A 25,893-nucleotide genomic window follows, 5' to 3' on the forward strand; every position below is an offset into this window, starting at 1 on the left:
ATGCCCCCTTTGCTTCAGATCTGGTTGCCTAGGCTTTTCTGCAGGCAAAAAACCAGCGCGGACTGTCTTCACGCACTTCAGAAACCCCGAATTCCGCCGTCACCGCAATATCCGTGAATCCAGTCTCTGCAAGGATCCGCTGATAAACGTCCAACGGATATGTGCGTTCGCGATGGTATTCCGTGTGCCGCTCAAACAATCCCGGATTCCCCGGCGAGTCCACAAAGAAAGTCAAATCGTGCTCGACGCTGTTCTCGGCATCGCCGGCGAAACTCTCCCAGAGGAAAGCGCCCTCTTCATCCTGGTAGATGTACTGATACCCCGGAAAAACGTTATTCACTTGATGCAGCGAATGCACATCGAACAAAAACACGCCGCCGTCGCCGAGATTTCGGTTCACGCTTTGGAACACTTGCGCCACTTCGTTTTCGTCGGACATGTAGCAAAGCGAATCGGAGAAGCACGTCACCACGTCAAAATCCCCCATCGGCTCCAAGGAACGCATATCCCCAACCGCCAACGCCAGCCGAACGCTTTCTTCCTGCATGCGATTGTACGCAAGGCTGAGCATTTCGTCCGAAAGGTCGACACCGGTCACCTGATGGCCTTTTTTCGCCAACTCAACGGCAATCTTCCCTGTGCCGCAAGCCAATTCCATAATGTTCAATCCGGATTTTCCGGCCGTGTATTTTTCAACATAAAGAAGCCAGCTGTCGTAGACAGACTGGTCCATTATTTCATCATAGTAATGGGCAAAGATGTCGTAGCTCATTGCTCGGTGACCATCCCTGAGATGTCGACCATCGGCGCATCGCTCCATAATTTTTCGATATTGTAGTAGCCGCGCTCCTCATGGTTGAATACATGCACGATGACGTCGTTCAGATCGATCAATGTCCATTTGCCGGAGTCCTTGCCTTCGACATTCTTGACTTCGCCCTTGTTTTTGTGCACAGCTTCCACGATCGCTTCAACGATGGCCGCGACTTGCTTTTCGTTGCGGCCGTTCATGACGACGAAATAATCGCCGATCGATGTCAGACCGCGTACATCCAATGCCATGATATCCTGCGCCAATTTGTCATCTGCCGCTTTGACTACTAATTCCAATAATTCTTCGCTTTTCAAATTCATTCTGATTTCCCCACTTTTCTTTGGATCCAACTGTTGTAGACATAGATCGTGCCGGGATAAATCGGCAGTTCTTTCTTCACCAGATGGATGATTGTTTTTTCTATTTTAAAATAAGCAGCCTCTTCCAGGCTGATTTCCGCCAGCCTTCTGGCTTCATCAACACCTTTGAACGTTCGGCCCGATTCGATGTAATCGGCAATGAACAGGACTTTGCCGATCAGGGTCATCGTTTCGCCACCGATAGTATGCTGGCGGATCGCTTCGAGGATCGCTTCATCCGTGATCCCGAACAGCGTTTCGGCATAATAAGCGCCGACGGGCCCATGCATGATTTCGCTGCCGTATCCGATCATTTCGCGGTCCATCCCTTGGGACAGGACGATCGCCTTCAGGCTTTGGGCATCATGTTCCTTCGCATAGTCGTGCAGGATTGCGGCCAAAGAGCAGGCCTCCAACGATGCGCCGTATTTTTCCGCCAGACGGATGGCACAAGCCTCGACCCGCAGCACGTGCTGGAAACGCGATGGCTTCATCTGCTTTTCCACTTCAGCCAAGACAGCTTCCCGCGCCCAATTTGTGTAGATACCCGTGTATGCAAGTTCAGTCTTCGTCATCGAGATAGAGTCCTTCTTTCAGAATGTAATCTTTGACGTCCTCTTTCACCAGATAGCGGATCGAACGGCCGGTCTTGACCATCTTGCGGATTTCCGTCGAACTGATGTCAATCAGCGGCGCATCGACCCAAATGATCGGATAAAGGCTCTCCCGTCCATAGCCGGGCCTGGCAACGCCAACGAACTGCACAAGCTGCACCAACTCATCGATGCGTTCCCATTTCGGCAAATATTCGACCATATCTCCGCCGATGATGAAGTAATAATCGGTATCCGGATGCATGGCCGTCAAAAACTTCATCGTATCGATCGTGAAGCTCTTGCCCCCCCGCTCCAATTCGATCGTTTCGATGTCGAACAACGGATTGCCGGCGATGGACAACCGCACCATCGACTCGCGGTGTTTGGCCGGGATTGATGGCTTTTCGTCGACATGAGGCGGTTCGGCATCGGGCATGAAATAAATCTTGTCCAGCCCGAGTTGCTCCCCAACCTGCTGCGCAACAATCAGATGCCCTAGATGCGGCGGATTGAAGGTGCCCCCCATGATGCCGATGCGCTTCCGGTCCTGGAATGCGATCTGTGTCTCGACTTCCGTTTCTTCAATGATCATATAATCCGTTTGTCCGATCAAATTTAAAGTTGTGATCAATTTTGTCTCACCTCAATAAAATATGGATTGGCCTGCACTTAGATTTTTTCGACGACTGTCGAATAACGACGATTTTTTTCTTTTGATGATGGTTTGAACAGAACGAGCGTGCGGCCGATCTGTTGGACCACAGTTGCCTGCAGGTTTTCCTCGATTGCGGCAGCGACGTCTTCCGTCTCCTCATCGGTGTTCTGCAGAAGCGTGATCTTCAGCAGCTCTCTTTTTTCCAGCGCTTCCCCGATTTGGATCAGCATTTCCTCGTTCAACCCGCCTTTACCCACTTGGAAGAGCGGATTCATATGGTGCGCTTCTTTTTTCAGATATTGTTTTTGTTTGCCTCTTAATTCCATTGGACACCTCAGTCTTTTCTTTTTAAATGATCGGTTTGCGCATGACAGCGTCTACGCCTTGCGGGACCCATGCTGCGACTTTGCCTGGTTTGCGGACAGTTATCCATCCCAATCCGGAAAATACGATATCCGACGGTACCTTGACGTTGAATTCGCGTCTGACCAACGGCGGGAAATTTTCCGCGTCTTCCGCAGACGGCGGCTGCAGCAGTCCACCCAGATGTTTCGCATAGAACTCATCGGCCTTCTCCAATTTGGTGCGATGGATTTTCAGGTCGTTCGAGAAGTAGCAGGTGAAGGAAGACCTTTCCCCGCTGATGAAATCAAAACGCGAGGCTCCGCCCAGGAACAGCGTTTGTTCTGGATTCAATTGATAGGTGATCGGTTTGATTTCATGCTGCGGCGCCACGAGCTTCAATTCTTTCGGGCTCAACACATGCGCCATTTGATGGTGATGGATGATCCCTGGCGTGTCGATCAGGAAATGACCGTCATCCAGCGGAATACGGATCTGATCCAAGGTTGTGCCCGGGAATTGGGAAGTCGTGATGACGTCCTCTTTATTTCCGGTAGCGGCCCGGATGATCTGGTTCATGACAGTGGATTTTCCGACATTGGTTACACCCACGACATAAACATCTTTGCCGTCGCGCTCTTCCTCAATGGTTTCCAACAAGTCATCGATGGATGTCGCTTTTTTGCCGCTGACCAAGACGACATCAACCGGACGCAAGCCGACTGCCTGAACTTGTTCGGTCAACCATTGCTTCACACGCGACAGCTTGACCGACTTCGGCAAAACGTCCACCTTGTTGCCGACAACCAGCACTTTGTTGTTTCCCGCAAAGCGATGCAAGCCCGGGATCATGCTGCCGTATACATCAAACAAGTCGATGACGTTGACGATCAAGGCATCTTCCATGGAAATGGTGTTCAGCATCGCCAAAAATTCATCGTCCGTGACGGAAACTTTTTCCATTTGGTTGTAGTGGCGCAGTCTGAAACAGCGCTGGCAGTATAATTGCCCGGATTCCAATCCCTTCCGCAAGGCAGCTGCCGGTGTGTAACCCCGTTCGGTCGGATCATCGGTTTGGATTTTCGCCCCACAGCCGATGCAATAGAGATCTTCTGTTAATACTTCTTTAGTCAAGTGATTTCCTCCATATCATTCCTGGATCATTTTTCAACAATCGTTTCAGCAGTTTTCTTTCAAAGAAACGGTTGATGCGCGTATTCCATCCGTCCGAATTGATGATCGGCATAACCCACACAGTCTTGATGCCGGTCCGGTTTGCACCGAAAACATCCGTCAGCAACTGGTCCCCGACCATTAAACACTGTTCCAAAGGCAACTGCAGTTTCTCTGCCGCTTTGAGGTAGCCGCGGCGGGAAGGCTTCATCGATCTTGGCACGTACGGCAATTGCAGCTTGTCCGCAATCACTTTGATGCGCTTATCACTGTTGTTGGATATGATCACGACAGGTATCGCATTTTCTTTCATCAAGGCAATCCAATCCTTCAATTCCTGCGTCCCTTCCGGATTGTTCCAGGCAATCAAAGTATTGTCCAGATCGGTCAATACGCCATTGATGTTGTTCTTCTCGAGTTGTTCCGGAGTGATGTGATAGATGGACTCCACCATCCATGTCGGTTTGAATTTGTTTAGCATAACGTCTCCTTGTCAAAAAAATAAGAGGATGGGTAAAAGCAACAACGTCACTTTTCAAGCAGAACCCGAGGCCAATATACCCCAAGTCGCGCCCCAAAACCGAAAAACTGCACAGCACACAACCCGAAACAAGCATCCTGTACCCCACAAAAAGTTTTGACCCAGCCTCACTACTATCTAATTGTATATTATAACCCCATTCCAGTAACATTATAAAGCATAAACCAAAAAATACAAGAGCGCGATGGACTGCGAGAGTGTGATGAATCCCGGGTAGAAATCGAGCACTAAGAGGACTAACACTAAGCGGACGCTTTTTGTCCGTGTGTGGTAGTCAGCTTAGGCACAGATTTCTGGGATTCAGAACACGTTTAAGACAGAGGGATGAGCCCGATGCTATCCAGGTGCATATAAGCAAAAAAACCCAAGGATTGCTCCTCGGGCACTCTGCTTATTTGATTACTTGCACGCCATTTTTTTCGACATGCAGCAGCTTGACTTCACAGTCTTTGACAGCGGCTTTTGCCGCCGCGGCGAATGCCGCTGCCTTTTCTGGCTGGATCATCGTCAGGATCGTCGTACCCGCACCGCTTAGGTAAGTACCGTACGCCCCCAGCTCATGACCCAATTCCCGGACTTGACTCAGCTCCGGAACCAATTTGCCCCGATAAGGCTCATGGAAGACATCCTGCTCCATCAATGCGCCAGCTTTTTCGATGTCACCCGAAAAGACAGCCGCCACCAGCATATTCGAGATGCTGCTGCCTCTGACGGCTTCCTTGAACGGCAGCGATTCCGGCAGGACAGCCCTGCTCTCCTTCGTCAACAACTCCTTTTCCGGAATTGTCACTACTAAAGCAGTTTCAGGAAAACTGGCTTTCGTCCAATAGACTTTTGAATCCAAGACAGTGCCGACTGTAAAGTCCCCTGTGATCGCAGGCGTCACGTTGTCGGGATGGCCTTCAATGCGCGTTGCGATCTGGATTTTATCATCGACGCTCAATCGCAGATCGGCGCATTGATTGGCCAGCTCGATCCCTGCGACGATGGCAGCCGAACTGCTGCCCAATCCTCTCGCGGCAGGAACTTCACTCGTCATCGAGATTTTTCTTGGTGTCATATGCGGCGCCAAGGACAATGCCGTTTCAATAATCAGATTCGTTTTGTCAGTCGGGATCCCCGCTCCCAAATCATGGAGGATTTCCCACTCGTCGGCCTCTTCTTTTACGGTCAACGTCAAATATAACGAGACAGCCAATCCGAGGGAATCAAAGCCTGGCCCCAAATTGGCGGAAGTTGCCGGTACACGGATTTCAAACATCCTACTAATCAATCCTTTCCAAAAGAACGATGGTCCATCATTTCTTGATCTAGTATTTATTCGGAATAAAACGAAAGGCCGATCAGTGCTCCAATACTTTGAAATGGACCTTCAATTTCATATCATCATTATCTTCCATCGCTTGGATGATTTCATTTTCCTGCGCTTTGGACATCGGGTGCGTAACGATGACGATGATCGCTTTGCCGTTTGCCAAAGGCTCCTGAATGATTTTATCGAAGCTGACTTCTGCAGTTGCGAAGATTTTCGCCAATTCCAAAAACTGGCCCGCGCGATCGGTGACTTCCAAGCGCATAAAGACAGGATTGATGACCTGCTCCGGCTTCGCGATTCGGGTCTCCACCTCGTACTCGTTGAAGATGTTTCCGGTCGTTCCCAAAAGGATGTTTTTGGCGATGTTCATCACATCACTGACGACGGCTGTTGCAGTAGGCAACTCACCGGCTCCGGCTCCGTAGAACATCGTCTCCCCAAGGGCTTCCCCAGCGACAAAGACTGCGTTCATTTCATTGTTGACGCTGGCCAACGGATGCGATTCGGGCACGAATACCGGTCCGACTTCCACGTTGACGCTGTCGTCGATTTTTTCAGCAGTGCCGATCAGCTTGATTTTGTAGCCTAAACGGTTCGCCAACTTGATGTCGTTGATGGAAACGTTGCGGATACCCGTAACTGCCACATCATCCAACGTCACATCATTCGTTCCGAAAGCAAGACGGGCCAAAATGACCATTTTGCGGGCCGCATCCAAGCCATCGACATCGCTGGTAGGATTCTTCTCGGCAAAGCCCAACTCTTGGGCCAAAGTCAGCGCCTCATCATAAGAATAGCCTTCTTTGTCCATTTTGGTCATCATGAAATTGGTCGTACCGTTCACGATCCCCATCACTTTTTGGATATTATCGGAAGCGAAACTTTCTGTGATGGCACGCAAAATCGGAACGCCGCCGGCAACCGCTGCTTCGTACAAGAAATCGCATTTGTTTGCTTTCGCCAACGTGACCAATTCTTTCCCGTGCAAAGCCACCAGATCTTTGTTCGCCGAAACGACATGCTTCCCAGCCGCCAAAGCTTTGGAAATGTAGTCTTTTGCCGCCGGAACATAGCCGATCAACTCGACGATGATCGAAATTTCTTCGTCATTCAAGATATCATCGAAGTCATCGGTGCAATGAACCGAATCGCCGAAGAACGCTTTGCATTTGTCGACATCGCGGTCCAGAACCGTTTTGATGACAACTTCCTGTCCGACGACCTGATTGATTTTGTTTTGGTGGCCACCGATGATGCGGGCAACGCCAGTTCCTATCGTTCCTAGTCCTAATAAACCTACGTAAATCTTGTTTGCCATTATTCCACCTCTTCAATTATTTCCTTATTACACAGTATACTGAAAGTTGCGGAATTACTCTACATAAAAATTAAAAAATTTTAATGTTTGCCACTCGATTCCCTTGAACTACTATCTCCCGCCTGCTCGTTGGGCTGCGCCCGGTTCAATACTTGATGCGGGAGTCTTCTGTCGGAAAAGAAAAAACGGCAAACAAAAAAAGGCAGCAGGGAAAATGAGCTGGCTCATTTCCCTGCTGCCTTCATTCATGCATAGCTGGATGAATTAATCTTGCAATAATTCGTAAATTTCGATGGCAACTAAATCAAGATCATCAAATTGATAAGTTTGGTTTGAATCGTGTTCTTCCAATTCAAAACTTTCCGTATCGCGGTTGTATTTAACGACGCAACGTTCTACGCCTTCTTTTTCAAAACGACGGATTTCGACATCACCATTGTCTTCCATCATTACTTCTAGGCGACGAAGGATCGCTGAGAGCTGTGAAGGTTTCATGATATTTCCCCTTTCAAGACTAACTTCTTATTTATTCTAGCACTTTTTTTCTGACTGCGCATCAATTTACTGTAATTTATCCAAGAAAAACAATATTTGAGTATTGTGTCACGACGTCTCTGAAAAACCTTTCAAAACAAGGTTCATACGATGGATCGGAACGACTTCACAGCTCCAGCTGCAAGCTACTCTCCCCACCAAAGTTTCACCAGCGCCTGCGTGCCGTCATCAGCAAATCCTTTGACTGCCAATTGTTCATACAGCGCCGCTGCTTGCTTGGTCGCCGGCAACTCGATGCCCAACCGATCCGCTTCATCCAAAGCAATCTTCAGGTCCTTGACAAAATGTTTGACGAAAAAACCTGCAGAGTAATCTTGCTTCAGGATTCTCGGAGCATAGTTCGTCAAAGACCAGTTTGCTGCACTTCCGGAACCGACTTGTTCGATCACGCGTTCCAGGTCGAGCCCGGCGGCTTTCGAATAAACCAATAGTTCAGTCATGCCGGTCATCGTTCCGGCCACCATGATCTGGTTGGCCATTTTTGTATGCTGGCCGCTGCCGGCTGGCCCCTGCAGCATCACCATGCTGGAAAAGACGGACAGGACTTCTTTTGCTTCTTCAAACGCAGCTTGATCTCCTCCGACCATCGTTGTGAGCGTTCCGTTCTTTGCACCCTTGTCTCCCCCTGACACAGGGGCATCCAACGTCCGAATCCCTCTTTCTTTCCCGAAAGCATATATTTTTTCCGCCAAAGTCGGCGTGCTCGTGGTCATATCCACGAGGATGTGGTGTTCGTCCGCTTTTGAAAAGATTCCGTTCTCCCCAAAATAGGTCTCTTCAACGTCAGCAGGATAACCGACAATCGTGATGACAATATCCGATTGTTCCGTCACGGCGGCAGGCGTATCGCACCAGACAGCCCCTTCAGAGACGACCGCATCTGCCCTGCTTTTCGTCCGGTTATAGACATGCACAGAATGCCCCGCACCCAAAAGATGTCTGATCATGGACGAGCCCATGACACCTGTTCCGATAAATCCGATTTTTTTCATTTATTCAACCGTCCCTTCTAAACGCTATGATAACAGTATACCTTACGGCTGGCGCAGATAAAAACAAAAATGCGCCGGGAAACAGATTATCCAAGCAATCTGTTTCCCGGCGCTCCAGTTCAGCGTCTGATTTTTTCCAAGAGATTCACTCTCAATTTCACTTCTTCGCGCGGGTGCGCTTCATAAATGTCGATACTCGTTTTATAATAGCTCAATACGGCATCCGCAAATGCTTCGGAAGAGATTTTTTGCATCAGTTCATCCCATACCTCTTGGTTTGTCGCAACATCCGAATGATGGTAGAAATCCGCATAGGCGATGATGGTCTCTCCGATTTTTGCATCCTCAGCGAACAACATCCCTAAGCTGTTTTCCGTGATCAGATCGGCTAAATAATCGTTCCGCTTGGCGATGACCGGGCACCCGTTCACAATCGACTCAAGATAGGTAAGCCCTTGCGTTTCCGATTCCGAGGCGTTGATGTAAATATCCGCCATCTGGTAATATTCCTTCACATCCTCATTCTTCACTTCTCCAACAAAAATCACGTTCCGGCTCAGCTGCATATCCCCAACCAACGTTTCCAACTCCCGACGCATGGGTCCATCGCCCACGAAAATGAGCTTTGCTGTCGGATAGGCCTCTACAACCTCCGGGAGGGCATGCAGAAGCTTATCCAGATTTTTCTCCGACGACAGCCTGCTGAGGGAGAGCAAAACCAATTCGGAATCCGAAATGCCTAATTCTTCGCGTTTTCGCGCTTTGATGCCCTCGATCCGATCCGGTATCTGGACCCCTGTCGGAATGACGCGGATTTCCTTGTAGATATTGTAGGATGCCAGTTTTTCTTTCATTTGCTGACTGGGGGCGATGATGCCCATCGTCCGATTGCAGAAATAACGGGATGCGATTTTCACTGCCTTAGGCTTCACCACTCGGCCGTTAGCGATATAATGCAGATATTTTTCGTACATGGTGTGGTAAGTATGCACTGTCGGAATCTGCAGCATATATCCTACAAATTTGCCGGTCAACCCCAAACTGAACTCAGTATGTGTGTGCACGATATCTATCTTTTGTTTCTTGGCTTCCTTCAGCGCTCTGTTCATCCCTTTGACCGCGATCCTGCGGTCTCTGAAAGACAGAAACGGGATACTGGTCAACCGAATGATATTTTTTTCATCTTCGCGGGCATTGGGGTCAGTCGTAGTGAAAATGATGACTTCATGACCTTTTGCTTCCAATTCCTCTTTCAGGATGCGGATAGAAGTGGACACTCCGCTCACTTGAGGAAAATACGAATCTGTAAACATGCCTATTCTCATGACTTCACCTCGGAAAAATCCTATCAAATTTTAAAATAGCTCAATACGTTCAGTATATAGAATATTCCGATATTTGTCACCCATCTCGTCAATGGTAGCAAAAAAGAGACCGGACACGCAAGCACGTCCGGTCTCTCATTCGCCTCAATCGGCTTAGTCTAATTTAGCTTTCATTTCTTCAACCAATGCGATAACTTCTTCAACAGTTGTGCACTCGTTGATCGCTTTGTCCGCTAATGCTTCCATTTCTTTGGAATCCAAGCGTTTCATCAAGCTGCGTGTTTTCAGGACGCTGGATGCGCTCATGGAGAACTCATCCAAACCAAGACCTACCAACAACGGAACCGCTGTTTGGTCGCCGGCCATCTCGCCACACATACCAGTCCATTTGCCTTCAGCGTGGGAAGCATCGATAACGTGCTTGATCAGCGTCAGGATAGCTGGGTTGTATGGTTGATACAAGTAGGATACTTGTTGGTTCATGCGGTCTGCCGCCATTGTGTATTGGATCAAGTCATTTGTTCCGATACTGAAGAAATCGACTTCTTTAGCGAATTGGTGAGCCAATACAGCAGCTGCAGGAATTTCGATCATGATACCTACTTGGATATCATCAGCAACTTCTACGCCATCGGCCAATAGATTCGCTTTTTCTTCTTCCAGCATTGCTTTTGCTGCTCTGAATTCGTTCAAGGTTGAAATCATCGGGAACATGATGCGCAGTTTTCCGAAAACGGAAGCACGCAACAATGCACGCAATTGTGTACGGAACATTTCTGGCTCAGCCAAACAAATACGGATTGCACGGTAACCCAAGAATGGATTCATTTCTTTCGGCAATTCCAGATATGGCAATTCTTTATCCCCACCGATGTCCATTGTGCGGACAACGACAGGTTTGCCTTCCATGCCTTCCAAAACAGCTTTATAAGCATCGAACTGCTCATCTTCTGTCGGGAAGTCCGAAGAATCCATGTACAGGAACTCAGTACGGTACAGACCTACCGCTTCAGCGCCGTTAGCGATAACGCCGTCCAAATCTTTAGGCGTCCCGATATTGGCTGCCAATTCGATATGTTTGCCGTCTGCTGTCACTGTGTCCGCATTCTTCAGTTTGTGCCATTCCGCTTGCATTGCAGAAAACTCTTCAGCTTTCTTCTTGTATGCAGCTAATGTTTCTTCATCCGGATTGATGAAGACGTCGCCGTCCAAACCATCCAAAATGATGATATCGCCGTCTTTGACGATTTGTGTGATCTCTTTTGAACCTACGATTGCAGGAATTTCCAAAGAGCGGGCCATGATTGCGCTGTGGGAAGTACGGCCACCGATATCGGTAACGAACCCTTTGACAAAATCACGGTTCAATTGAGCCGTATCACTAGGAGTCAAATCTTTGGCAACGACGATCACTTCTTCCGTGATTGTCGATGGGTTAGGGATTTTGACACCCAACAGGTGGCTTAATACACGTTCCGTAACGTCGCGGATATCCGCTGCACGTTCTTGCATGTATGGGTTGTCTTCCATCGCTTCGAACATACCGATGAACATGCCGGCAACTTCAGAAAGAGCCGCTTCAGCATTGACACCGTTATCACGAATATTGGCGTTCATGGAGCCAATCATTTCTGGATCGGATAATACCATTAAATGTGCATCAAAAACTTGTGCTTCTTCTTCGCCAAGTGACACTGCCGCTTTGTCTCTGATTGCACTTACCTCTGATTTAGCGGTTTCAAAGCTTTCCAGGAGGCGAGCAACTTCGCCTTCTGAATCTTCCACTTTACGCTTCTCAAAGGATAGATCCGGTTCGGTCAGCAAATATGCTTTCGCAATTGCGATACCGTCACTAGCTGCTATTCCTTGTAAGTGGTTTTTCATATTACTCTGCTAGCCCTTCTTTTACCATTGTTTCAGTGATTCCAGCCATAGCGTCTGCTTCGTCCGGACCTTCAGCTGTGATGACAACGTCAGCGCCTTGACCTACGCCTAATGACATTACACCCATGATTGATTTCAAGTTAACTGATTTACCTTTGTATTCTAAATTAATATCAGAATTGAATTTGCTTGCAGTTTGAACCAACAAAGTTGCTGGACGTGCGTGAATCCCTGTTTCTGCGATTACGTGATATTCTTTTCTTTCCATAGTCATAAACCCCTTTTGAGATGTATTTATTTAAGGTACTTTTGATACGTTTCCATTATAACAGAAAAATGGGAAAACGGATTAAAAATAACCCTTTCATTAAATAAGATTACCATTTTTCGCTTTATACTACAACTGTTTTAAATAGATTCGTTCAAAAATTTGTCATAATTGTTGAATTGCCACTATTTTTTTTACAACCTTTCCGTTTGGCCGAGGACTGTCCCGCCTCCTGTCGTGCAAGAAATTTTTCGTATCACTTTTTTAAATCAAATCACTTGAAAGTCAAAATAGGTCAATGTATAATGGGCACATAAGGTCAGAGTTGGTCAGAGCACCTTCTCGCGAGTAATCCTTAGCCGTTACTACTATAATATAGATGTATCAACGACCCATATAGAAAGGAAGATTGCCATGCTTTGTCAAAATTGCGGAAAAAATCAAGCCTCCATTCATCTTTACGCTAGCGTGAATGGGCAAAGACGCCAAATCGACTTATGCCAGAGTTGCTATCAGGAATTCAAAGCGGCTCAATCACAAAGAAACAACCCGAATCAAAGATCGCAAGGTCCCACAGATCCTTTCTCATTCGGGAACCTGGATTCCTTCTTCCAACAGATGAAGCAAAACCAAGAACAGAATTACCAGCAGCCCCCTGCTCCCGAGTCTGCCCGCGGCGGCAAAGGCGGTCTTTTGGATGAATACGGCATCAACCTTACCCAATTGGCGCGCGACGGCGGCATCGATCCCGTCATCGGCAGGGACAGCGAAATCGCCCGCGTCATCGAAATCCTGAACCGACGCACAAAAAACAACCCCGTCCTCACAGGGGAAGCCGGCGTCGGCAAGACGGCCGTTGTGGAAGGCCTTGCCCAGAAGATCGTCGATGGTGACGTCCCGCAAAAACTGCTGGATAAGGAAGTCATCCGTTTGGATGTTGTGTCCCTTGTGCAAGGCACCGGCATCCGCGGTCAATTCGAAGAACGGATGCAACAACTGATGGACGAAATCCGCGCAAACAAAAAAATCATCCTCTTCATCGATGAAATCCACGAGATCGTCGGCGCAGGCAGCGCTGAAGGCAGCATGGATGCCGGCAATATCCTGAAACCCGCCCTTGCGAGAGGCGAACTGCAATTGGTCGGCGCCACAACGCTGAACGAGTATCGCCGGATCGAGAAAGATCCTGCGCTGGAACGCAGATTCCAACCTGTTCGCGTGAATGAACCGACACCTGAACAGACATTGATCATTCTGCAGGGCATCCGTCCAAAATACGAAGACTATCACCACGTCAAATATACGGATAAAGCGCTGGAAGCAGCCGTAAAACTTTCGCACCGCTATATCCAGGACCGGTTCCTTCCGGACAAAGCCATCGACCTGCTTGATGAATCGGGATCCAAAAAGAACCTGACCATCAAAGCCATCGATCCGAAACAGATCGAAGAACGCATCGAGACAGCCGAAAAAGAGAAGCTGGCCGCGCTGCATGCCGAAGACTACGAAAAGGCAGCCTATTACCGCGACCAAATCACGAACCTGAACAGGATGAAACAGCATCCGAGTCCGGCCGACGGTGACCCTGTCGTCAACGAAGAGGATATCCAAAAAATCATCGAAATCAAAACGAATATCCCCGTAGGCGACCTGCTGGAGAAGGAACAAGCGCAACTGAAGAACCTGGACATCGATCTGAAGAAGAATGTCATCGGCCAAGACGAAGCCATCGACAAAGTAGCCAAAGCGATCCGCAGGAACCGCATCGGCTTAAGCCGTAAAAACCGTCCGATCGGCTCCTTCCTGTTCGTGGGACCTACCGGCGTCGGCAAGACCGAATTAGCCAAGCAATTGGCAATCGAAATGTTCGGCACCGAAGACGCGATCATCCGCTTCGACATGAGCGAGTACATGGAGAAACATGCCGTCTCCAAATTGATCGGGTCCCCTCCTGGGTACATCGGCTACGAGGAAGCCGGCCAATTGACCGAACGCGTCCGCCGCAGCCCGTACAGCATTGTCCTTTTGGACGAAGTCGAGAAAGCCCATCCGGATGTCATGCACCTGTTCCTGCAGATACTCGATGACGGCCGCCTGACGGATTCCCAAGGCAGAACCGTCAGCTTCAAGGACACCATCATCATCATGACCAGCAATGCCGGCACCGGCGTCCAGGAAGCGAGCGTCGGGTTCGGAGCCGCCATGAAAGGCAAGACCCACTCCATCCTGAACCGTTTGAATGATTACTTCAAGCCCGAGTTCATCAACCGCTTCGATGCGATCGTCGAATTCAACCAGTTGTCCAAAGAGAACTTGAGCCGCATCGTTACGCTGATGCTGGATGATGTGAACGAATTGCTGAAAGACAAAGAAATCCAAGTGACGGTTTCGCAAAAAGCAAAAGATCGCCTCATCGATTTGGGTTATGACCCAAGAATGGGCGCAAGGCCATTGCGCCGCGTCATCCAGGATCAGATCGAGGATCAGGTAGCTGAATTCTATCTGGATAATCCGAAAATCAAGGATTTGTTTGTCGATGCAGACGAAGAAGGTAACTTGGTGGTCGTCAGCAAAGTCGAACGGACCGAGACAACCGCAACTGAATAAACAACACAGAAGGAAAGGCAAGGGTCCAAGAAGCTCTTGCCTTTCTCGTTTGGATCATGCATGAAAATTATTCATTTGTTTCTTTACTCTTTAAATAAATTAACAGTTGTTATATAATTATTCTATAAACAGCCAACCTAAGTTAGGGGTGTTCGTCCATGAAATTGATCGATGTTACAAATAGCCACGCTGATCTTGTACGTGAGCAATTGGCCAACACCGATGCTCAATTTGTCAAAGTTTATTCTTTGGGACAAACCACAGTCATCTTTACCGGAGCCGCAACACACGAGGATGTCATCATCCTCAACAAAAACCGTCGTGTAAAACAAAGCGAAATCGACTTTGTTTTGACGAAGTTGTTGCATCTTACCGTTGACGATGTGGAAGTTATGCCTGGCCATAACTTCGTGGAGCTGTCTCATCTGAAATGATTGACATTTTCTGCAATCGAAAAAAAACTCTTCTTAACGCAAAGAGGCTGGGACTAAACTCCCAGTCTCTTTTTGTATCCGAACATAGTGTGCGTAAACGCGGGACAGAACGCAGCCCCTGGCTCCACTTCACGAACAATGCTCGAATGGCCCGCAGCCATTCTGCGCTTGTTCGCTCCAGTGGTCCGGAGCTAAACGCGTTCTGTCCCGCTCTCTTTTTGTTTTATTCTTTTGATTCCGATCAAAGCAGAGCCGTCAATTTGACATCCGGGTACTTATCCTCGAACCAGCGCATGGCAAATTGGTTTTCGAACAGGAAGACCGGGTTGCCAAAGCGGTCGCGGCAAAGCAGGTTGCGGCTTGATGACATGTTCGGATCCAGATCTTCCGGATCGATCCAGCGCGCAATCTTGGACCCCATCGGCGCCATTTCGACTTCGGCATTGTATTCATGCAGCAGACGATACTGGAACACCTCAAACTGCAACTGGCCGACCGCACCCAGAATATAATCCTCTGTGTGGTAAGTTTTGTACAATTGGATGGCCCCCTCTTGGACCAACTGTTGCACACCTTTATGGAAGGATTTCTGTTTCATGACGTTTTTTGGCGTTACCTTCATGAACAATTCAGGGGTAAATTGCGGCAAAGCTTCGAACTGGAGTCCTTTTTTGCCTTCATAGATTGTGTCGCCGATCTGGAAGTTGCCTGTATCGTACAATCCGATGATGTCCCCCGCCACAGCTGTTTGGACTTGTTCACGAGTATCGGCCATAAATTGCGTCGTATGCGCCAGTTTGATCTTCTTACCGGTCCGGTTCACGAAAACGTCCATTCCCGGTCTGAATTCGCCAGAGCAGATGCGCACGAACGCAATCCGGTCACGGTGGGCCGGATTCATATTGGCCTGGATTTTGAAAATGAAGCCACTGAAGTTTTCGTCAGTAGGCTCAATCGTTTCACCGGATTCGGTCACGTGCTCGCTCGGGCTTGGAGCGAAATCCACGAAAGCGTCAAGGAATGTCTGCACACCAAAACCTGTCAAAGCGGATCCGAAGAATACCGGCGTCAATTTTCCGGCTGCAATCGCCTCTTCCGAGAAGTCGTTTCCGGCTTCTTTCAGCAATTGGACATCCTCAACCGCTTGTGTATAGATGGTCGAACGCGTCACTTGGTAATCGCCTTCGATTTCGCCGTCTTCATTCAGCGGCAAGAAGTCGTTGTCTTCATTTTCTTCCGGGTGCGTCAGTTCCACGCGGTTATTGTAGATATCGTACAGACCCAACAAGTTTTTCCCCATGCCCATCGGCCAGTTCATCGGGTAGGCATCGATCCCCAAAACTTCTTCCAGTTCAGCGATCAGATCCATCGGCTCGCGGCCATCACGGTCCAATTTATTGATGAAGGTGAAAATCGGAATCCCTCTCATGCTGCAGACTTTGAAGAGTTTCTTTGTCTGCGGTTCGATCCCTTTCCCGCTATCGATGACCATCACTGCGCTATCCACTGCCATCAAGGTGCGGTAGGTATCCTCCGAGAAATCCTCGTGGCCGGGCGTGTCCAAAATATTGATCTGTTTGCCATCATAATCGACCTGCATGACCGAACTGGTTACCGATATACCCCTTTGCTTTTCGATTTCCATCCAGTCCGATTTGGCGAATTTGCCTGATTTTTTCCCCTTGACCGTCCCCGCTTGACGGATTGCCCCTCCGTACAACAACAGTTGCTCCGTGATGGTGGTTTTCCCGGCATCCGGATGGGAAATGATGGCAAACGTTCTTCTTGCTTTTACTTTATCTGCTAATGTTTGAGTCATATTGCTCTCCTTTTTTGTATATCTCAATCGTGATCCGTGTCTAAACAAAAAGATAGCATGAGCAATATGCACACGCTAACCCACGACAATACCTTTGTTATTATACAGGAAATACGAGCATTCCACAAGATTGTCGTTGCAATAGTAAGCTTTGTGCACGCTGCTCCCGCTTGCAAAAAAGCAGCCTCACCCGGACCGACTTTTCTCGGTCCGGGCAAAACTGCACTTCAGTCATTCTGTTGCTTCCGCTTCATCGGCGGCCTCTTCAACCTCTGCCCCGTCCTCTTTGAAACGTTCCTTTGCAGGCCGATCGTTTTCGTTCGCATAGGAGATCCCGACTTTCAAAAGACGGCGATTATCAAATTCCAGCGTTCTGATGATCAAGCCATCCTCTTCAATGGATGCTTCCTCGTTTTCTTCCGGGAACTCGCCCAATTCCGTCAAAAGATAACCGGCTATCGTATCGACATCCGCGGATTCAAGCTGCGTACCGAAATAATCGTTGAAACGATGCAATGGTGTTGCGCCATCGGCTTCGTAAAGGTTGTCGCCCACCCGTTCGATCAGGACATAACTTTCATCGTACTCATCCTCGATGTCGCCGACGATTTCTTCCAGTATGTCCTCCAAAGTCACGATCCCAACCAGACCGCCGTATTCGTCGTGCAGCAGGGCCAACTGGTTGTGGCTCCTTTTCAGGTAGGACATCAATTCGTCCGTCAGGATCGTTTCCGGCACAAATAGAGGTTCGTTCATGATTTTACGCAGATTGATTTGGTTGATCGGGGTGTTTTTGGATTCCTTCAACAAATTTTTAAGATGGAGCACGCCGATGATATTGTCCTTATCGTCTTCATAGATCGGGATGCGCGTATACGGGGAGTCCAATGCGGCCTCGATATTTTCCACGACGTCATCGTTCACATCCAGCATAAAGGTATCCGTCCGCGGTACCATGACTTCCCGGGCCATTTTATTGTCCATGGAAAGCACTCCTTTCAGCATGTTGAATTCCATCCGCTCGATGGTCCCCTCATCACTGCTCTTCTCCAACAGTTCCCGCACTTCTTCCCGCGAAAACATGTCGTTCCCGCTTGTAAATGTGATCGGGGTCAGCTTTTCCAGCACACTGGTCGAAAACGACAGGAACCAGACGAAAGGCCTCATCAGCTTCTGGACCACCGTGATGACGCCGGCACCCGCCCGCGCCACTTCTTCCGGGCGTTGCAGCCCCAGTTGCTTCGGAAAAAGCTCACCGAAAACCAAGGAAACATAGGAGAGCGCCAGCGTCACGACCAAAATGGCAGCCTGCTCGGCACCCGGGATGTTGCGTAAATACGGATCCAGCTTGGCCGCGAATGTATTTGCGGCCGACGCACTGGAAAGGAAGCCCGCAAAGGTGATGGCAACTTGGATAGTCGCCAAAAAATCATCGGAATGATCCAGCAGCGCCAATATTTTGCGCGCCTTTTCATCCCCTTTGATGGCTTGGTTCGCCACCCTGTTCTTGTTCAGTGAAACAAATGCGATTTCGGATGCCGCAAAAAATGCGTTCACCAAAGTCAATACCGCAATCAGCAGCAATTGCCCTAGCAAAGTCTGATTACTGGGGTCTGTGGTCATAGATTGTTTCTCCTTCGTTTATTGTCTGTTTAAAAGTTGATTGTTATCTTTCATTATCTAATGCCCCGGCAGAAAACACAAGTATTTTATCCGGAAACGTTGCCGAGGCCGCAAACAGCCCCTCCGATGATCAACGAATCGATCAGCGGAGGGGCTGCGTTTATGCTAAGTCCATAATTATTTTGCGGCTAATTCCGCTTCTTGTTCCAAAGCTTTTTGAGCCAACAAGTTCAAGTAATTCCAAGGACGGTCGAAATGCGGTTGGAAGAAGAAGTCGACCAAGGCCAAATCTTCGATCGTCATTTTGTTCTGAATAGCCAGTGACAACGTGTTGGCTGATTGTGTGATGTCGTATTTGGACATCAGCTGACCGCCGACGATGCGGTTCGTGCCAACTTCGTAGACAAGTTTCATCAGGATCTTCTCATTCGATGGCATGAATTCCGGACGGTAGAAGTCTTCCACAACTACTGAGCGTGTTTCAAGACCGAATACCCCAGCACTTGCATCGTTCACGCCGGTAGAGCCAATATTGAAGCCATTCAAGTACAGACCTGAAGTGGATTGGGTACCGCGGTACTTCATTTTAGGGCCGTTGATGTTTTTTCCGACCAGCATACCCATGCGCACTGCATTTGTGGCCAACGGAATATAGGCGTGGCCGCCGTTCGGGTTGTAGTTCACCGCACAGCTGTCCCCTGCTGCGTATACGTCAGGCAAGCTAGTTTGCATGTAATCATTCACGATGATCGCACCGTTTTTCATCATCTCCACTTGACCTTTGACAAGCTCAGTGTTCGGTCTGAACCCGACACATAGGATGACCATTTCAGCTTCATATTCGCCGCCGGTCGTGACCACTGTTGTGACGTCCCCTGCTTCGTTGTCTTTGAAGCCTTTGACCATTTCGTTCAATTGCACTTTTACGCCATGTTCACGCAAATCAGCTTCCAGGATGTCCGTGAATTCGGAATCCAGATACTTGTTCAAAATGCGGTCCAGACCATCGACCAGCGTCACTTCTTTTCCGTCATTGGCGAATGCTTCCACCAACTCGATTCCGATGTAGCCGCCGCCGACAACAACGATTTTCTGCTTATCGTTTTTGCGCGCGATGATTTCTTTCGCTTGGTTGTAGTTTTTGCACAGCAAAACATTTTTGCTGTCGATGCCGTCGATCGGAGGGATGATAGGCCATGAACCTACCGTCAGGACCAACTTATCATAAGTGTCTTGGAATTCTTCGCCAGTAACTAAGTTTTTCACAGAAACAGTTTTTGCGGCTGTATCAATGCTTGTTACATCGTGTTCCATATTTACGTTTGCGCCTAATGAAGCAAGCTCCTCAGGGTTGGAATAGAATAATCCTTGGGGATCTTTCACGACACCGCCGACGTAAAGTGCAATCCCGCATGACAAGAAGGAAACGTTGTCGTTTCTTTCGTATACTGTTACTTCAGTACCTGGGTTCTCCTTCAAAATTGTCTTCACTGCTGACGTTCCGGCATGTGTACATCCCACTACGATTACTTTCATTGTACTTCCTCCTAAATTTTCCGCATTAATATATTTTGCACAAACCAATTGGCGTCATTCTCATAATTCATAATAAAAATTGCACAAATTGATTCGTTATGCTCTTAATACTTTTTATATAATAAAGGATTCCAAAGGTAAAAAGCAATCAATAACCCTTGGAATCCTGTTTAATTTTTTTCACTCTTTATACAACACTTTTTTTCTCCTGTTTTTTACATATCCGTGAACATACTGAATAATGGTTTTCGCGACTGCATACGCCGGAATCGCCAAAATCATCCCCAATACACCGGAGATTTTTCCAGCTGCCAAGAGCAGAAACAGGATGGTCAGCGGATGCATGTCCAGTGTTTTGCCCAGAACATTCGGCGAAATGATGTTCGATTCCACTTGCTGTACCACCAACACAACGGCACAGACCAGCAGCGCCTTCGTCGGGGAGACCGTCAGCCCGATCATTGCAGCCGGAATCAGACCGATGTAAGGTCCCAGATAAGGAATGATGTTCGTGATCGCTGCCGTAACCCCTAGCAAAAAGGCGTAAGGCAGTCCGATCAGCAGATAGCCGATGAAGGTGAATGTACCTACGAACAAACAGACAAGCGCCTGCCCGCTGATGTATTTGGCGATTGTTTTGTTGATTTCCTTGAACAAGGCAAGCACATCAGCGGAATATTCCTGCGGCAGCAGTTGGGCGACAGCTTCAGGAAACTTGTGGCCATCCTTCAGCATGTAGAAAAAGATCAACGGAATGATGATGACAAGCAACGCGATATTGGCGACGGCCGACAATAGGGAACCGATACTGCCCGTCAGACCATTCAGGAAGGCAGTGATGCTGTTCTGGACACTTCCGGTCAGCTGCGATAATTGGGTCGGAATATCCAATCGGCGGATCCACTCCTGCTCAATCACTTGTTGATAAAGTTTGTTCAGGGAACGGATCACCCCAGGCAAATTCGTCAGCAGCTCGCCGATCTGGTTCACCAGACTCGGAATGAGCCCGAGAAACGAGAAAATGACGATGCCGATCAAAAGGACCATGACGACGAGAATGCCGATCGATCGTTTGATTTTGAGCCGATTCTCAAGCATTTCGATGAACGGCATGAAAATATAATACAAAAACCCGGCTACGAGTACTGGCGTGAAAATCGTCGAGATGAAGGCTCCGATCGGATAAAAAATAAAATCGATTTTAGTGGATACCCAGATCAGACAGGCCATGACCAGAAGCCAGACACTCCAATAAAGCAAATTTGATTTCCTTAACTTCTCCATGAAATTCCCCTTTTGCATCCCGCTCTATTCACCGATCATCGGAGCGGACAGATACGCCTCCAATAATTTTGAGCAAGCGTCCAAAGATTTCCGGTGGGTCCGCTCGTAAGCGTGGCTCGCATCGATTCCGGGACCGATCAAAGCGTGGCGGACATCCCACCCCGCTTTCATGGCTGCGGAGGCATCACTGCCGTAAAATGGGTAGATATCCAATTTGTAAGGGATCTGCTGCGCTTCGCACAGCCCGACCAATTGTTGCCGCAAACCAAAGTGATAAGGGCCCGATCCGTCCTTCACGCAGATGGACACGGTATACTCGTCCGTCTGCTGATCATCGCCCATCGCACCCATATCGACAGCCAGATACTCCACCGTGCGCTCCGGCATGTTTGAATTGCCGCCATAACCGATTTCTTCATTATTCGAAAAGAAGAAGCAAGTCGTATATGGCAGCGTCAGTTTTTCATCCACGATGCGGTGCAGGTGCTGCACCAGGATAGCCGCGCTGGCCTTATCATCCAAGTGCCTTGATTTGATGTAGCCGGACGGAGTGAGCTCTGTCCGCGGAGCAAAACTGATGAAGTCCCCTACGTTGATGCCGAGTCCCCTCACATCCTCGGCGGTACGCACTTCCGCGTCCAAGCGGATTTCCATGTTGTCCTGGTTACGGTCGGCGGTCCGTGCATCCTTGTAGACATGGACGCTCGTTTGGTGCAGCAAAATAGTTCCGGTCCATTCCTTTCCGGTGCCTGCACTATGGACCGTACAGTATTCACCATCAATCGAATGATAGGTGAAGCCGCCGATCAGATCGATCTTCAGTCTCCCATCCGGCTTGATCGCACGCACCATCGCGCCCAATGTATCGATATGCGCCGTCACAAAACGCCTTCTTCCGTCTTCCTTTCCTTGCACGGTTACCATCAGGCTGCCTTTGTGGTTCCTTTCCGGTTGATACCCCTTCTGTTTCAGATTCTCATCCAGAAAATCGATGATTTCTGTTGTGTATCCTGTCGGTGACGGGATATTTGTCAATTGTTGGATTGTTTCCATTATGTCTTGCATATTCACCACTCCTCTTGCTGATTATATAAGTATAGCAAAAGGAACCGATGAAATGAGGCAAAAGCAACTAATTCAGACAAAAAGTTTCGAGTTAATGTAAAATAAGCAAAGGGAGATTCCAACGAACCCCACACATTTTGAAAGCGAGGAATGACCTTTGTTGCATTTTAAATGGACACAAGATTTGGCATCACAAACCTACCGGGATGCTTTGGCTATCCGCAAAGAGGTGTTTGTAGTGGAACAGCAAGTTCCGGAGGCCATCGAAATTGATGATCTGGAGGATAAAACCTTGCACCTCGTCGGCTATGAAGACGCCACTCCGGTAGCCACAGCCCGGATTTATCCGATGAACAACAGCAAATACAAAGTACAGCGCGTCGCGATCCGCAAAGTCGCCCGTGAAAAAAAATACGGCAACAGCCTGATGCAGGAAATCGAAAATCATGTCCGGGAACTCGGCGGCAAGCGGCTGTTTCTCGGATCCCAAAACCAGGCCATCGGTTTTTACGAAAAAGCCGGCTACACCATCTGCGGTGAAGAATACGAAGAAGCCGGCATCCTCCATCACGATATGGAAAAAATACTAGAGCGTGATGAATCCCGGGTAGAAATCGAGCACTAAGAGGACTAACACAAAACGGCCGCTTTTTGGCCGCTTGTGCTAGTCAACTTAGGCGGAGATTTCTGGGATTCAGAACGCGTTTTCGCAGAGCGTGAGAAAAGTCGTTTAGCTCCCCGTACGTTGGAGCATCCCACGAAGTGAACCTCTTTTGTTCACTACGGGGGATGCGAAACGTTAGCGGGAGCTGACTTTTCGAACGCGTTTTCGCAGAGCGTGATGAATCCCGGGCAGAAATCGAGCACTAAGAGGACTAACACAAAACGGACGGATTGGAAAAAACAGGCAGGAAGCTTTCCGCCCTAGCGGTGTTGCTTCCTGCCTGTTTTCCGTTTCAAAGCAGCATGGCGATGAAGTGTTGCGCGATATTGAAATAGATCAGCACAGAGGTCAGATCGCTGAAGGTCGAGATGAACGGACCACTCGCAACAGCCGGATCAAACCCAAGCCGGTCCATCAAGACCGGAATTAAGCTGCCCGCCAGATTCGCCACTGTGATGGCGACCAACATCGAAATCCCGATGATGCCGCCGAGGATAAAGTTGTGTTTCCAGACGCCGATGACAAGGGCAATCGTAACACCGGTAACAAATCCGGAAAGAAGGCCTGTCGCCAACTCTGATAAAATGGTCCGGAATAAATTCTTCTCCTCCTCGTCCTGCATGCCGATTTTCCTTACCGCGACGGCAAGCGATTGCGTCCCCGCATTTCCGGATGTACCGGTGATCAAGGTGACAAACACAGAAAGGATCGATGCGTCCGCAATCAACCCCTCATATTGGCTGATCAGGGTGGATGTCCCCATACCCAAAAACAAAAGCGTAATCAACCACGGCAGCCTTTTGGAGGCCGCCACAAAAGGGTTTTCTGATTGCTCTTCAACGTCGACCCCGGCCAAACCGGAGAAGTCGCTGACGGCTTCCTCATCGATGACGTCGATGATATCGTCGACGGTGATGATCCCCAGCAGCACATTGTTTTCATCGACAACCGGCACAGCCAAGAAGTCGTAGTCCCTAATTTTGTGGGCAACTTCTTCTTGCCCTTCGTTTACGTTCACCGAGACGATCCGTTCGCTCATGATGTCGCCGATCATCATATCTTCATCGTTCACGATCAGATCCCTCAAGGAAATGACCCCGACCAACACATTATCCACATTGACGACATAGATGTAATAGATGGTCTCCGCATCAGGCGCTTTGCTTTTGAGGATCGCCATCGCCGACCGGACTGTCTGGTTTGCGACGATCGAGACGAACTCCGGCGTCATGATGGCCCCGGCAGTCTCATCTTTATAATTCAGCAAAGCACGGATATCTTTCGCTGCCTCCAAAGGCATCAAGCGCAGATACAGCCAAATGCGCTCATCCTTCAGCTGCTTCAGCATATCCACGGCATTATCGGCATACATGTTCGCCAACATATCCGCTGCGTATTGATTGTTCATTTCCAAAAGATAGGCTTCGATCGACTCGACATCCTCTTCGATGATTTCGAACATGTCCGCCATTTCGTTCGCGGAGAGATAATGATACATCGTGATGCGTTCTTCAGGGGACAAGGCAAGGTAGATTTGGGCTTGATCATAGACATGATAGTCCAAAAAATCGGAACGGAACTTCTCCATGTCCTCTGTCTGGATGGATTCACGGATTTTTTCCACCGCACCGTCCAATTCAAATTCATATTGTGGTTCCAGCAAGGATATCCGCCTCCTTCTTTTTCTGGCTGCTTTCCCATTTGATGAAATCATCCGGCAAAGGAGCCTCTATCTTCAGGGATATGCCACTGAACGGGTGGACAAAGGCCAGCGACTCGCAATGCAAGGCTTGACGCAACATATCAGCATCCGCTTTCCCGCCATAGAGGTCGTCCCCAAGCAATGGAGCGCCTATTGAGGCGAAATGCACCCGGATCTGGTGCGTCCTTCCCGTATGCAACTTGATCCTTACGGTCTGCCCCTCCGGATAGGACTTGTCCAACCAGTATTCCGTCAGCGCCTGTTTGCCGTCTTCCCGCACCATCCGCATCATAATCGAATCCTCCGTCCGGCCGATGGGGCCATCGATGAATCCGTGCGGCTGCGTCAGTATCGGTTCGGACAAGATCGCGCGATAGGTTTTATCGACTTCTTTGTTGCGCAATAACGTATCCATCAAAGCATGCGCATAGCCATGCTTTGCAAAAAGCATTACGCCGGTTGTGTCCCGGTCCAATCGCGTGACGATATGGATGACTTGATCAACGTAACCTTGGCGTTGGTAATAACCTTTTACGCGGTTGGCCATCGAAAGCCGAGGATGCACTTTGGATGGAATGGAAGCTGCTCCGGTGGGTTTGTTCACGACCAGAAAGTGGTCATCCTCAAACAAAATGTCCAGAGGCATATCCACCCCGACAGTCGTTTCATGCTCCCCTTCATCAGGAATCTTTATCGTGACTTTATCGCCTTTTTCCAGAGTAGCCAATACTGTTCGTTCTTTGCCGTTCAGCCAGATTTTGCCGCCATCGAATTTGATCGTGGCCAACAGACTTTTCGATATCCCTTTGGACTGCAAAAAAGTCTTGATTTGTATTTTGTCTTCCTTGTCATGTATCCAGCTAAAAATCACTTTACACTACCCCTACTCTATACCGAATCCCCAGGCGTTGATCGGCCATTCTGTTTATTCTGTTTGTACACTTAGGTCTTTCGGCCCAGCCGGCCCTGCTGACAGAGCAGTCCGACAAGATTGACGCCGCGGCTTCAGAAGAGGCTGCGCA

24 protein-coding genes are annotated in these 25,893 nt (G+C 48.7%); 3 read left to right on the top strand and 21 right to left on the bottom strand.

From position 1 onward, the window contains the following. Window positions 1-28: 28 nt before the first annotated feature. The 14 genes from BMX58_RS06570 to BMX58_RS06635 form a co-directional block, all read right to left on the bottom strand. Window positions 29-772 carry a class I SAM-dependent DNA methyltransferase gene (locus BMX58_RS06570; protein ID WP_068623242.1) on the bottom strand — a complete coding sequence of 248 codons (744 nt, stop codon included), beginning with the start codon at window positions 770-772 and terminating at the stop codon, window positions 29-31. Then, entirely contained in the window at window positions 769-1,134 is a 366-nt protein-coding gene (gene rsfS, locus BMX58_RS06575; RefSeq protein ID WP_068623243.1) for a ribosome silencing factor, read from the bottom strand. The genes BMX58_RS06570 and rsfS overlap by 4 nt, the downstream gene beginning before the upstream one ends. Then, on the bottom strand, window positions 1,131-1,748 hold the full coding sequence (yqeK, locus tag BMX58_RS06580) for a bis(5'-nucleosyl)-tetraphosphatase (symmetrical) YqeK (protein WP_068623244.1): 618 nt from the start codon (window positions 1,746-1,748) through the stop codon (window positions 1,131-1,133). The genes rsfS and yqeK overlap by 4 nt, the downstream gene beginning before the upstream one ends. Then, a complete protein-coding gene (locus tag BMX58_RS06585) occupies window positions 1,735-2,361 on the bottom strand; it encodes a nicotinate-nucleotide adenylyltransferase (protein WP_068623280.1) in 627 nt (208 codons plus the stop codon). Before BMX58_RS06585 ends, yqeK begins: the two co-directional genes overlap by 14 nt. Window positions 2,362-2,438: 77 nt before the next feature. Then, a complete protein-coding gene (yhbY, locus tag BMX58_RS06590) occupies window positions 2,439-2,750 on the bottom strand; it encodes a ribosome assembly RNA-binding protein YhbY (RefSeq protein WP_068623245.1) in 312 nt (103 codons plus the stop codon). A gap of 22 nt (window positions 2,751-2,772) precedes the next feature. Then, entirely contained in the window at window positions 2,773-3,900 is a 1,128-nt protein-coding gene (gene yqeH / locus BMX58_RS06595) for a ribosome biogenesis GTPase YqeH (protein ID WP_068623246.1), read from the bottom strand. Then, complete coding sequence (locus tag BMX58_RS06600) at window positions 3,893-4,420, bottom strand: YqeG family HAD IIIA-type phosphatase (RefSeq protein ID WP_068623247.1); 528 nt, start codon at window positions 4,418-4,420, stop codon at window positions 3,893-3,895. The genes yqeH and BMX58_RS06600 overlap by 8 nt, the downstream gene beginning before the upstream one ends. A gap of 451 nt (window positions 4,421-4,871) precedes the next feature. Next, a complete protein-coding gene (gene thrB, locus BMX58_RS06605) occupies window positions 4,872-5,741 on the bottom strand; it encodes a homoserine kinase (RefSeq protein WP_068623248.1) in 870 nt (289 codons plus the stop codon). Window positions 5,742-5,823: 82 nt separating this feature from the next. Further along, the gene (locus BMX58_RS06610) at window positions 5,824-7,113 is read right to left on the bottom strand and encodes a homoserine dehydrogenase (RefSeq protein WP_068623249.1); all 1,290 of its coding nucleotides are present in this window, start codon (window positions 7,111-7,113) and stop codon (window positions 5,824-5,826) included. Between the two features lie 264 nt (window positions 7,114-7,377). Then, window positions 7,378-7,608, bottom strand: coding sequence for a YkuJ family protein (locus tag BMX58_RS06615; RefSeq protein WP_068559993.1), 231 nt, complete (start codon window positions 7,606-7,608; stop codon window positions 7,378-7,380). 185 nt (window positions 7,609-7,793) lie between these two features. Beyond that, on the bottom strand, window positions 7,794-8,660 hold the full coding sequence (locus BMX58_RS06620; RefSeq protein WP_068623250.1) for an NAD(P)-dependent oxidoreductase: 867 nt from the start codon (window positions 8,658-8,660) through the stop codon (window positions 7,794-7,796). Between the two features lie 119 nt (window positions 8,661-8,779). Beyond that, window positions 8,780-9,973: a glycosyltransferase gene (locus BMX58_RS06625; RefSeq protein ID WP_239420565.1), complete on the bottom strand. Its 1,194-nt coding sequence runs from the start codon at window positions 9,971-9,973 to the stop codon at window positions 8,780-8,782. 165 nt (window positions 9,974-10,138) lie between these two features. Then, window positions 10,139-11,869 (bottom strand): phosphoenolpyruvate--protein phosphotransferase, encoded by a 1,731-nt coding sequence (gene ptsP, locus BMX58_RS06630; RefSeq protein WP_068623252.1) that lies wholly within the window; start codon window positions 11,867-11,869, stop codon window positions 10,139-10,141. A gap of 1 nt (window position 11,870) precedes the next feature. Continuing rightward, window positions 11,871-12,137, bottom strand: a complete 267-nt coding sequence (locus BMX58_RS06635; RefSeq protein WP_068559983.1) for a phosphocarrier protein HPr — start codon at window positions 12,135-12,137, stop codon at window positions 11,871-11,873. 414 nt (window positions 12,138-12,551) lie between these two features. On the opposite strand from BMX58_RS06635, the gene BMX58_RS06640 reads away from it, so the two are divergent. After that, on the top strand, window positions 12,552-14,744 hold the full coding sequence (locus BMX58_RS06640; RefSeq protein ID WP_068623253.1) for an ATP-dependent Clp protease ATP-binding subunit: 2,193 nt from the start codon (window positions 12,552-12,554) through the stop codon (window positions 14,742-14,744). 158 nt (window positions 14,745-14,902) lie between these two features. After that, window positions 14,903-15,178 carry a DUF1827 family protein gene (locus tag BMX58_RS06645; protein WP_068623254.1) on the top strand — a complete coding sequence of 92 codons (276 nt, stop codon included), beginning with the start codon at window positions 14,903-14,905 and terminating at the stop codon, window positions 15,176-15,178. A 241-nt stretch (window positions 15,179-15,419) separates the two neighbouring features. Here BMX58_RS06645 and BMX58_RS06650 read toward each other — a convergent pair whose 3' ends face one another. From BMX58_RS06650 to BMX58_RS06670, 5 genes are all read right to left on the bottom strand, one after another. Continuing rightward, window positions 15,420-16,997 (bottom strand): peptide chain release factor 3, encoded by a 1,578-nt coding sequence (locus BMX58_RS06650; RefSeq protein WP_068623255.1) that lies wholly within the window; start codon window positions 16,995-16,997, stop codon window positions 15,420-15,422. A gap of 231 nt (window positions 16,998-17,228) precedes the next feature. Then, window positions 17,229-18,620 (bottom strand): hemolysin family protein, encoded by a 1,392-nt coding sequence (locus BMX58_RS06655; protein ID WP_068623256.1) that lies wholly within the window; start codon window positions 18,618-18,620, stop codon window positions 17,229-17,231. A 177-nt stretch (window positions 18,621-18,797) separates the two neighbouring features. Beyond that, entirely contained in the window at window positions 18,798-20,156 is a 1,359-nt protein-coding gene (locus tag BMX58_RS06660) for an FAD-dependent oxidoreductase (RefSeq protein WP_068623257.1), read from the bottom strand. Between the two features lie 180 nt (window positions 20,157-20,336). Then, complete coding sequence (locus BMX58_RS06665) at window positions 20,337-21,440, bottom strand: AI-2E family transporter (protein ID WP_068623258.1); 1,104 nt, start codon at window positions 21,438-21,440, stop codon at window positions 20,337-20,339. Between the two features lie 24 nt (window positions 21,441-21,464). Continuing rightward, window positions 21,465-22,505 (bottom strand): M42 family metallopeptidase, encoded by a 1,041-nt coding sequence (locus BMX58_RS06670; RefSeq protein ID WP_068623259.1) that lies wholly within the window; start codon window positions 22,503-22,505, stop codon window positions 21,465-21,467. A gap of 157 nt (window positions 22,506-22,662) precedes the next feature. Between BMX58_RS06670 and BMX58_RS06675 the strand changes: the two genes are divergently transcribed. After that, entirely contained in the window at window positions 22,663-23,130 is a 468-nt protein-coding gene (locus tag BMX58_RS06675) for a GNAT family N-acetyltransferase (protein WP_239420567.1), read from the top strand. A gap of 331 nt (window positions 23,131-23,461) precedes the next feature. Here the strand turns inward: BMX58_RS06675 and mgtE are convergent, their stop codons facing one another. Both mgtE and BMX58_RS06685 read right to left on the bottom strand, forming a co-directional pair. Next, window positions 23,462-24,832, bottom strand: a complete 1,371-nt coding sequence (mgtE, locus tag BMX58_RS06680; RefSeq protein ID WP_068623261.1) for a magnesium transporter — start codon at window positions 24,830-24,832, stop codon at window positions 23,462-23,464. After that, on the bottom strand, window positions 24,813-25,742 hold the full coding sequence (locus tag BMX58_RS06685) for an RluA family pseudouridine synthase (RefSeq protein WP_068623262.1): 930 nt from the start codon (window positions 25,740-25,742) through the stop codon (window positions 24,813-24,815). The genes mgtE and BMX58_RS06685 overlap by 20 nt, the downstream gene beginning before the upstream one ends. Window positions 25,743-25,893: the final 151 nt, after the last annotated feature.

The organism is Trichococcus ilyis (assembly GCF_900109135.1).
Taxonomy (GTDB): Bacteria; Bacillota; Bacilli; order Lactobacillales; family Aerococcaceae; genus Trichococcus; species Trichococcus ilyis.

What these genes read in the sequence shown, in the direction of transcription:
- BMX58_RS06665 (WP_068623258.1), bottom strand. Translation starts at nt 21,440, where the DNA reads ATGGAGAAGTTAAGGAAATCAAATTTGCTTTATTGGAGTGTCTGGCTT.
- BMX58_RS06600 (WP_068623247.1), bottom strand. Translation starts at nt 4,420, where the DNA reads ATGCTAAACAAATTCAAACCGACATGGATGGTGGAGTCCATCTATCAC.
- BMX58_RS06655 (WP_068623256.1), bottom strand. Translation starts at nt 18,620, where the DNA reads ATGACCACAGACCCCAGTAATCAGACTTTGCTAGGGCAATTGCTGCTG.
- BMX58_RS06620 (WP_068623250.1), bottom strand. Translation starts at nt 8,660, where the DNA reads ATGAAAAAAATCGGATTTATCGGAACAGGTGTCATGGGCTCGTCCATG.
- BMX58_RS06640 (WP_068623253.1), top strand. Translation starts at nt 12,552, where the DNA reads ATGCTTTGTCAAAATTGCGGAAAAAATCAAGCCTCCATTCATCTTTAC.
- ptsP (WP_068623252.1), bottom strand. Translation starts at nt 11,869, where the DNA reads ATGAAAAACCACTTACAAGGAATAGCAGCTAGTGACGGTATCGCAATT.
- BMX58_RS06615 (WP_068559993.1), bottom strand. Translation starts at nt 7,608, where the DNA reads ATGAAACCTTCACAGCTCTCAGCGATCCTTCGTCGCCTAGAAGTAATG.
- BMX58_RS06670 (WP_068623259.1), bottom strand. Translation starts at nt 22,505, where the DNA reads ATGCAAGACATAATGGAAACAATCCAACAATTGACAAATATCCCGTCA.
- BMX58_RS06625 (WP_239420565.1), bottom strand. Translation starts at nt 9,973, where the DNA reads ATGTTTACAGATTCGTATTTTCCTCAAGTGAGCGGAGTGTCCACTTCT.
- BMX58_RS06570 (WP_068623242.1), bottom strand. Translation starts at nt 772, where the DNA reads ATGAGCTACGACATCTTTGCCCATTACTATGATGAAATAATGGACCAG.
- rsfS (WP_068623243.1), bottom strand. Translation starts at nt 1,134, where the DNA reads ATGAATTTGAAAAGCGAAGAATTATTGGAATTAGTAGTCAAAGCGGCA.
- thrB (WP_068623248.1), bottom strand. Translation starts at nt 5,741, where the DNA reads ATGTTTGAAATCCGTGTACCGGCAACTTCCGCCAATTTGGGGCCAGGC.
- BMX58_RS06585 (WP_068623280.1), bottom strand. Translation starts at nt 2,361, where the DNA reads ATGATCATTGAAGAAACGGAAGTCGAGACACAGATCGCATTCCAGGAC.
- BMX58_RS06610 (WP_068623249.1), bottom strand. Translation starts at nt 7,113, where the DNA reads ATGGCAAACAAGATTTACGTAGGTTTATTAGGACTAGGAACGATAGGA.
- BMX58_RS06645 (WP_068623254.1), top strand. Translation starts at nt 14,903, where the DNA reads ATGAAATTGATCGATGTTACAAATAGCCACGCTGATCTTGTACGTGAG.
- BMX58_RS06650 (WP_068623255.1), bottom strand. Translation starts at nt 16,997, where the DNA reads ATGACTCAAACATTAGCAGATAAAGTAAAAGCAAGAAGAACGTTTGCC.
- yqeK (WP_068623244.1), bottom strand. Translation starts at nt 1,748, where the DNA reads ATGACGAAGACTGAACTTGCATACACGGGTATCTACACAAATTGGGCG.
- BMX58_RS06635 (WP_068559983.1), bottom strand. Translation starts at nt 12,137, where the DNA reads ATGGAAAGAAAAGAATATCACGTAATCGCAGAAACAGGGATTCACGCA.
- yhbY (WP_068623245.1), bottom strand. Translation starts at nt 2,750, where the DNA reads ATGGAATTAAGAGGCAAACAAAAACAATATCTGAAAAAAGAAGCGCAC.
- BMX58_RS06660 (WP_068623257.1), bottom strand. Translation starts at nt 20,156, where the DNA reads ATGAAAGTAATCGTAGTGGGATGTACACATGCCGGAACGTCAGCAGTG.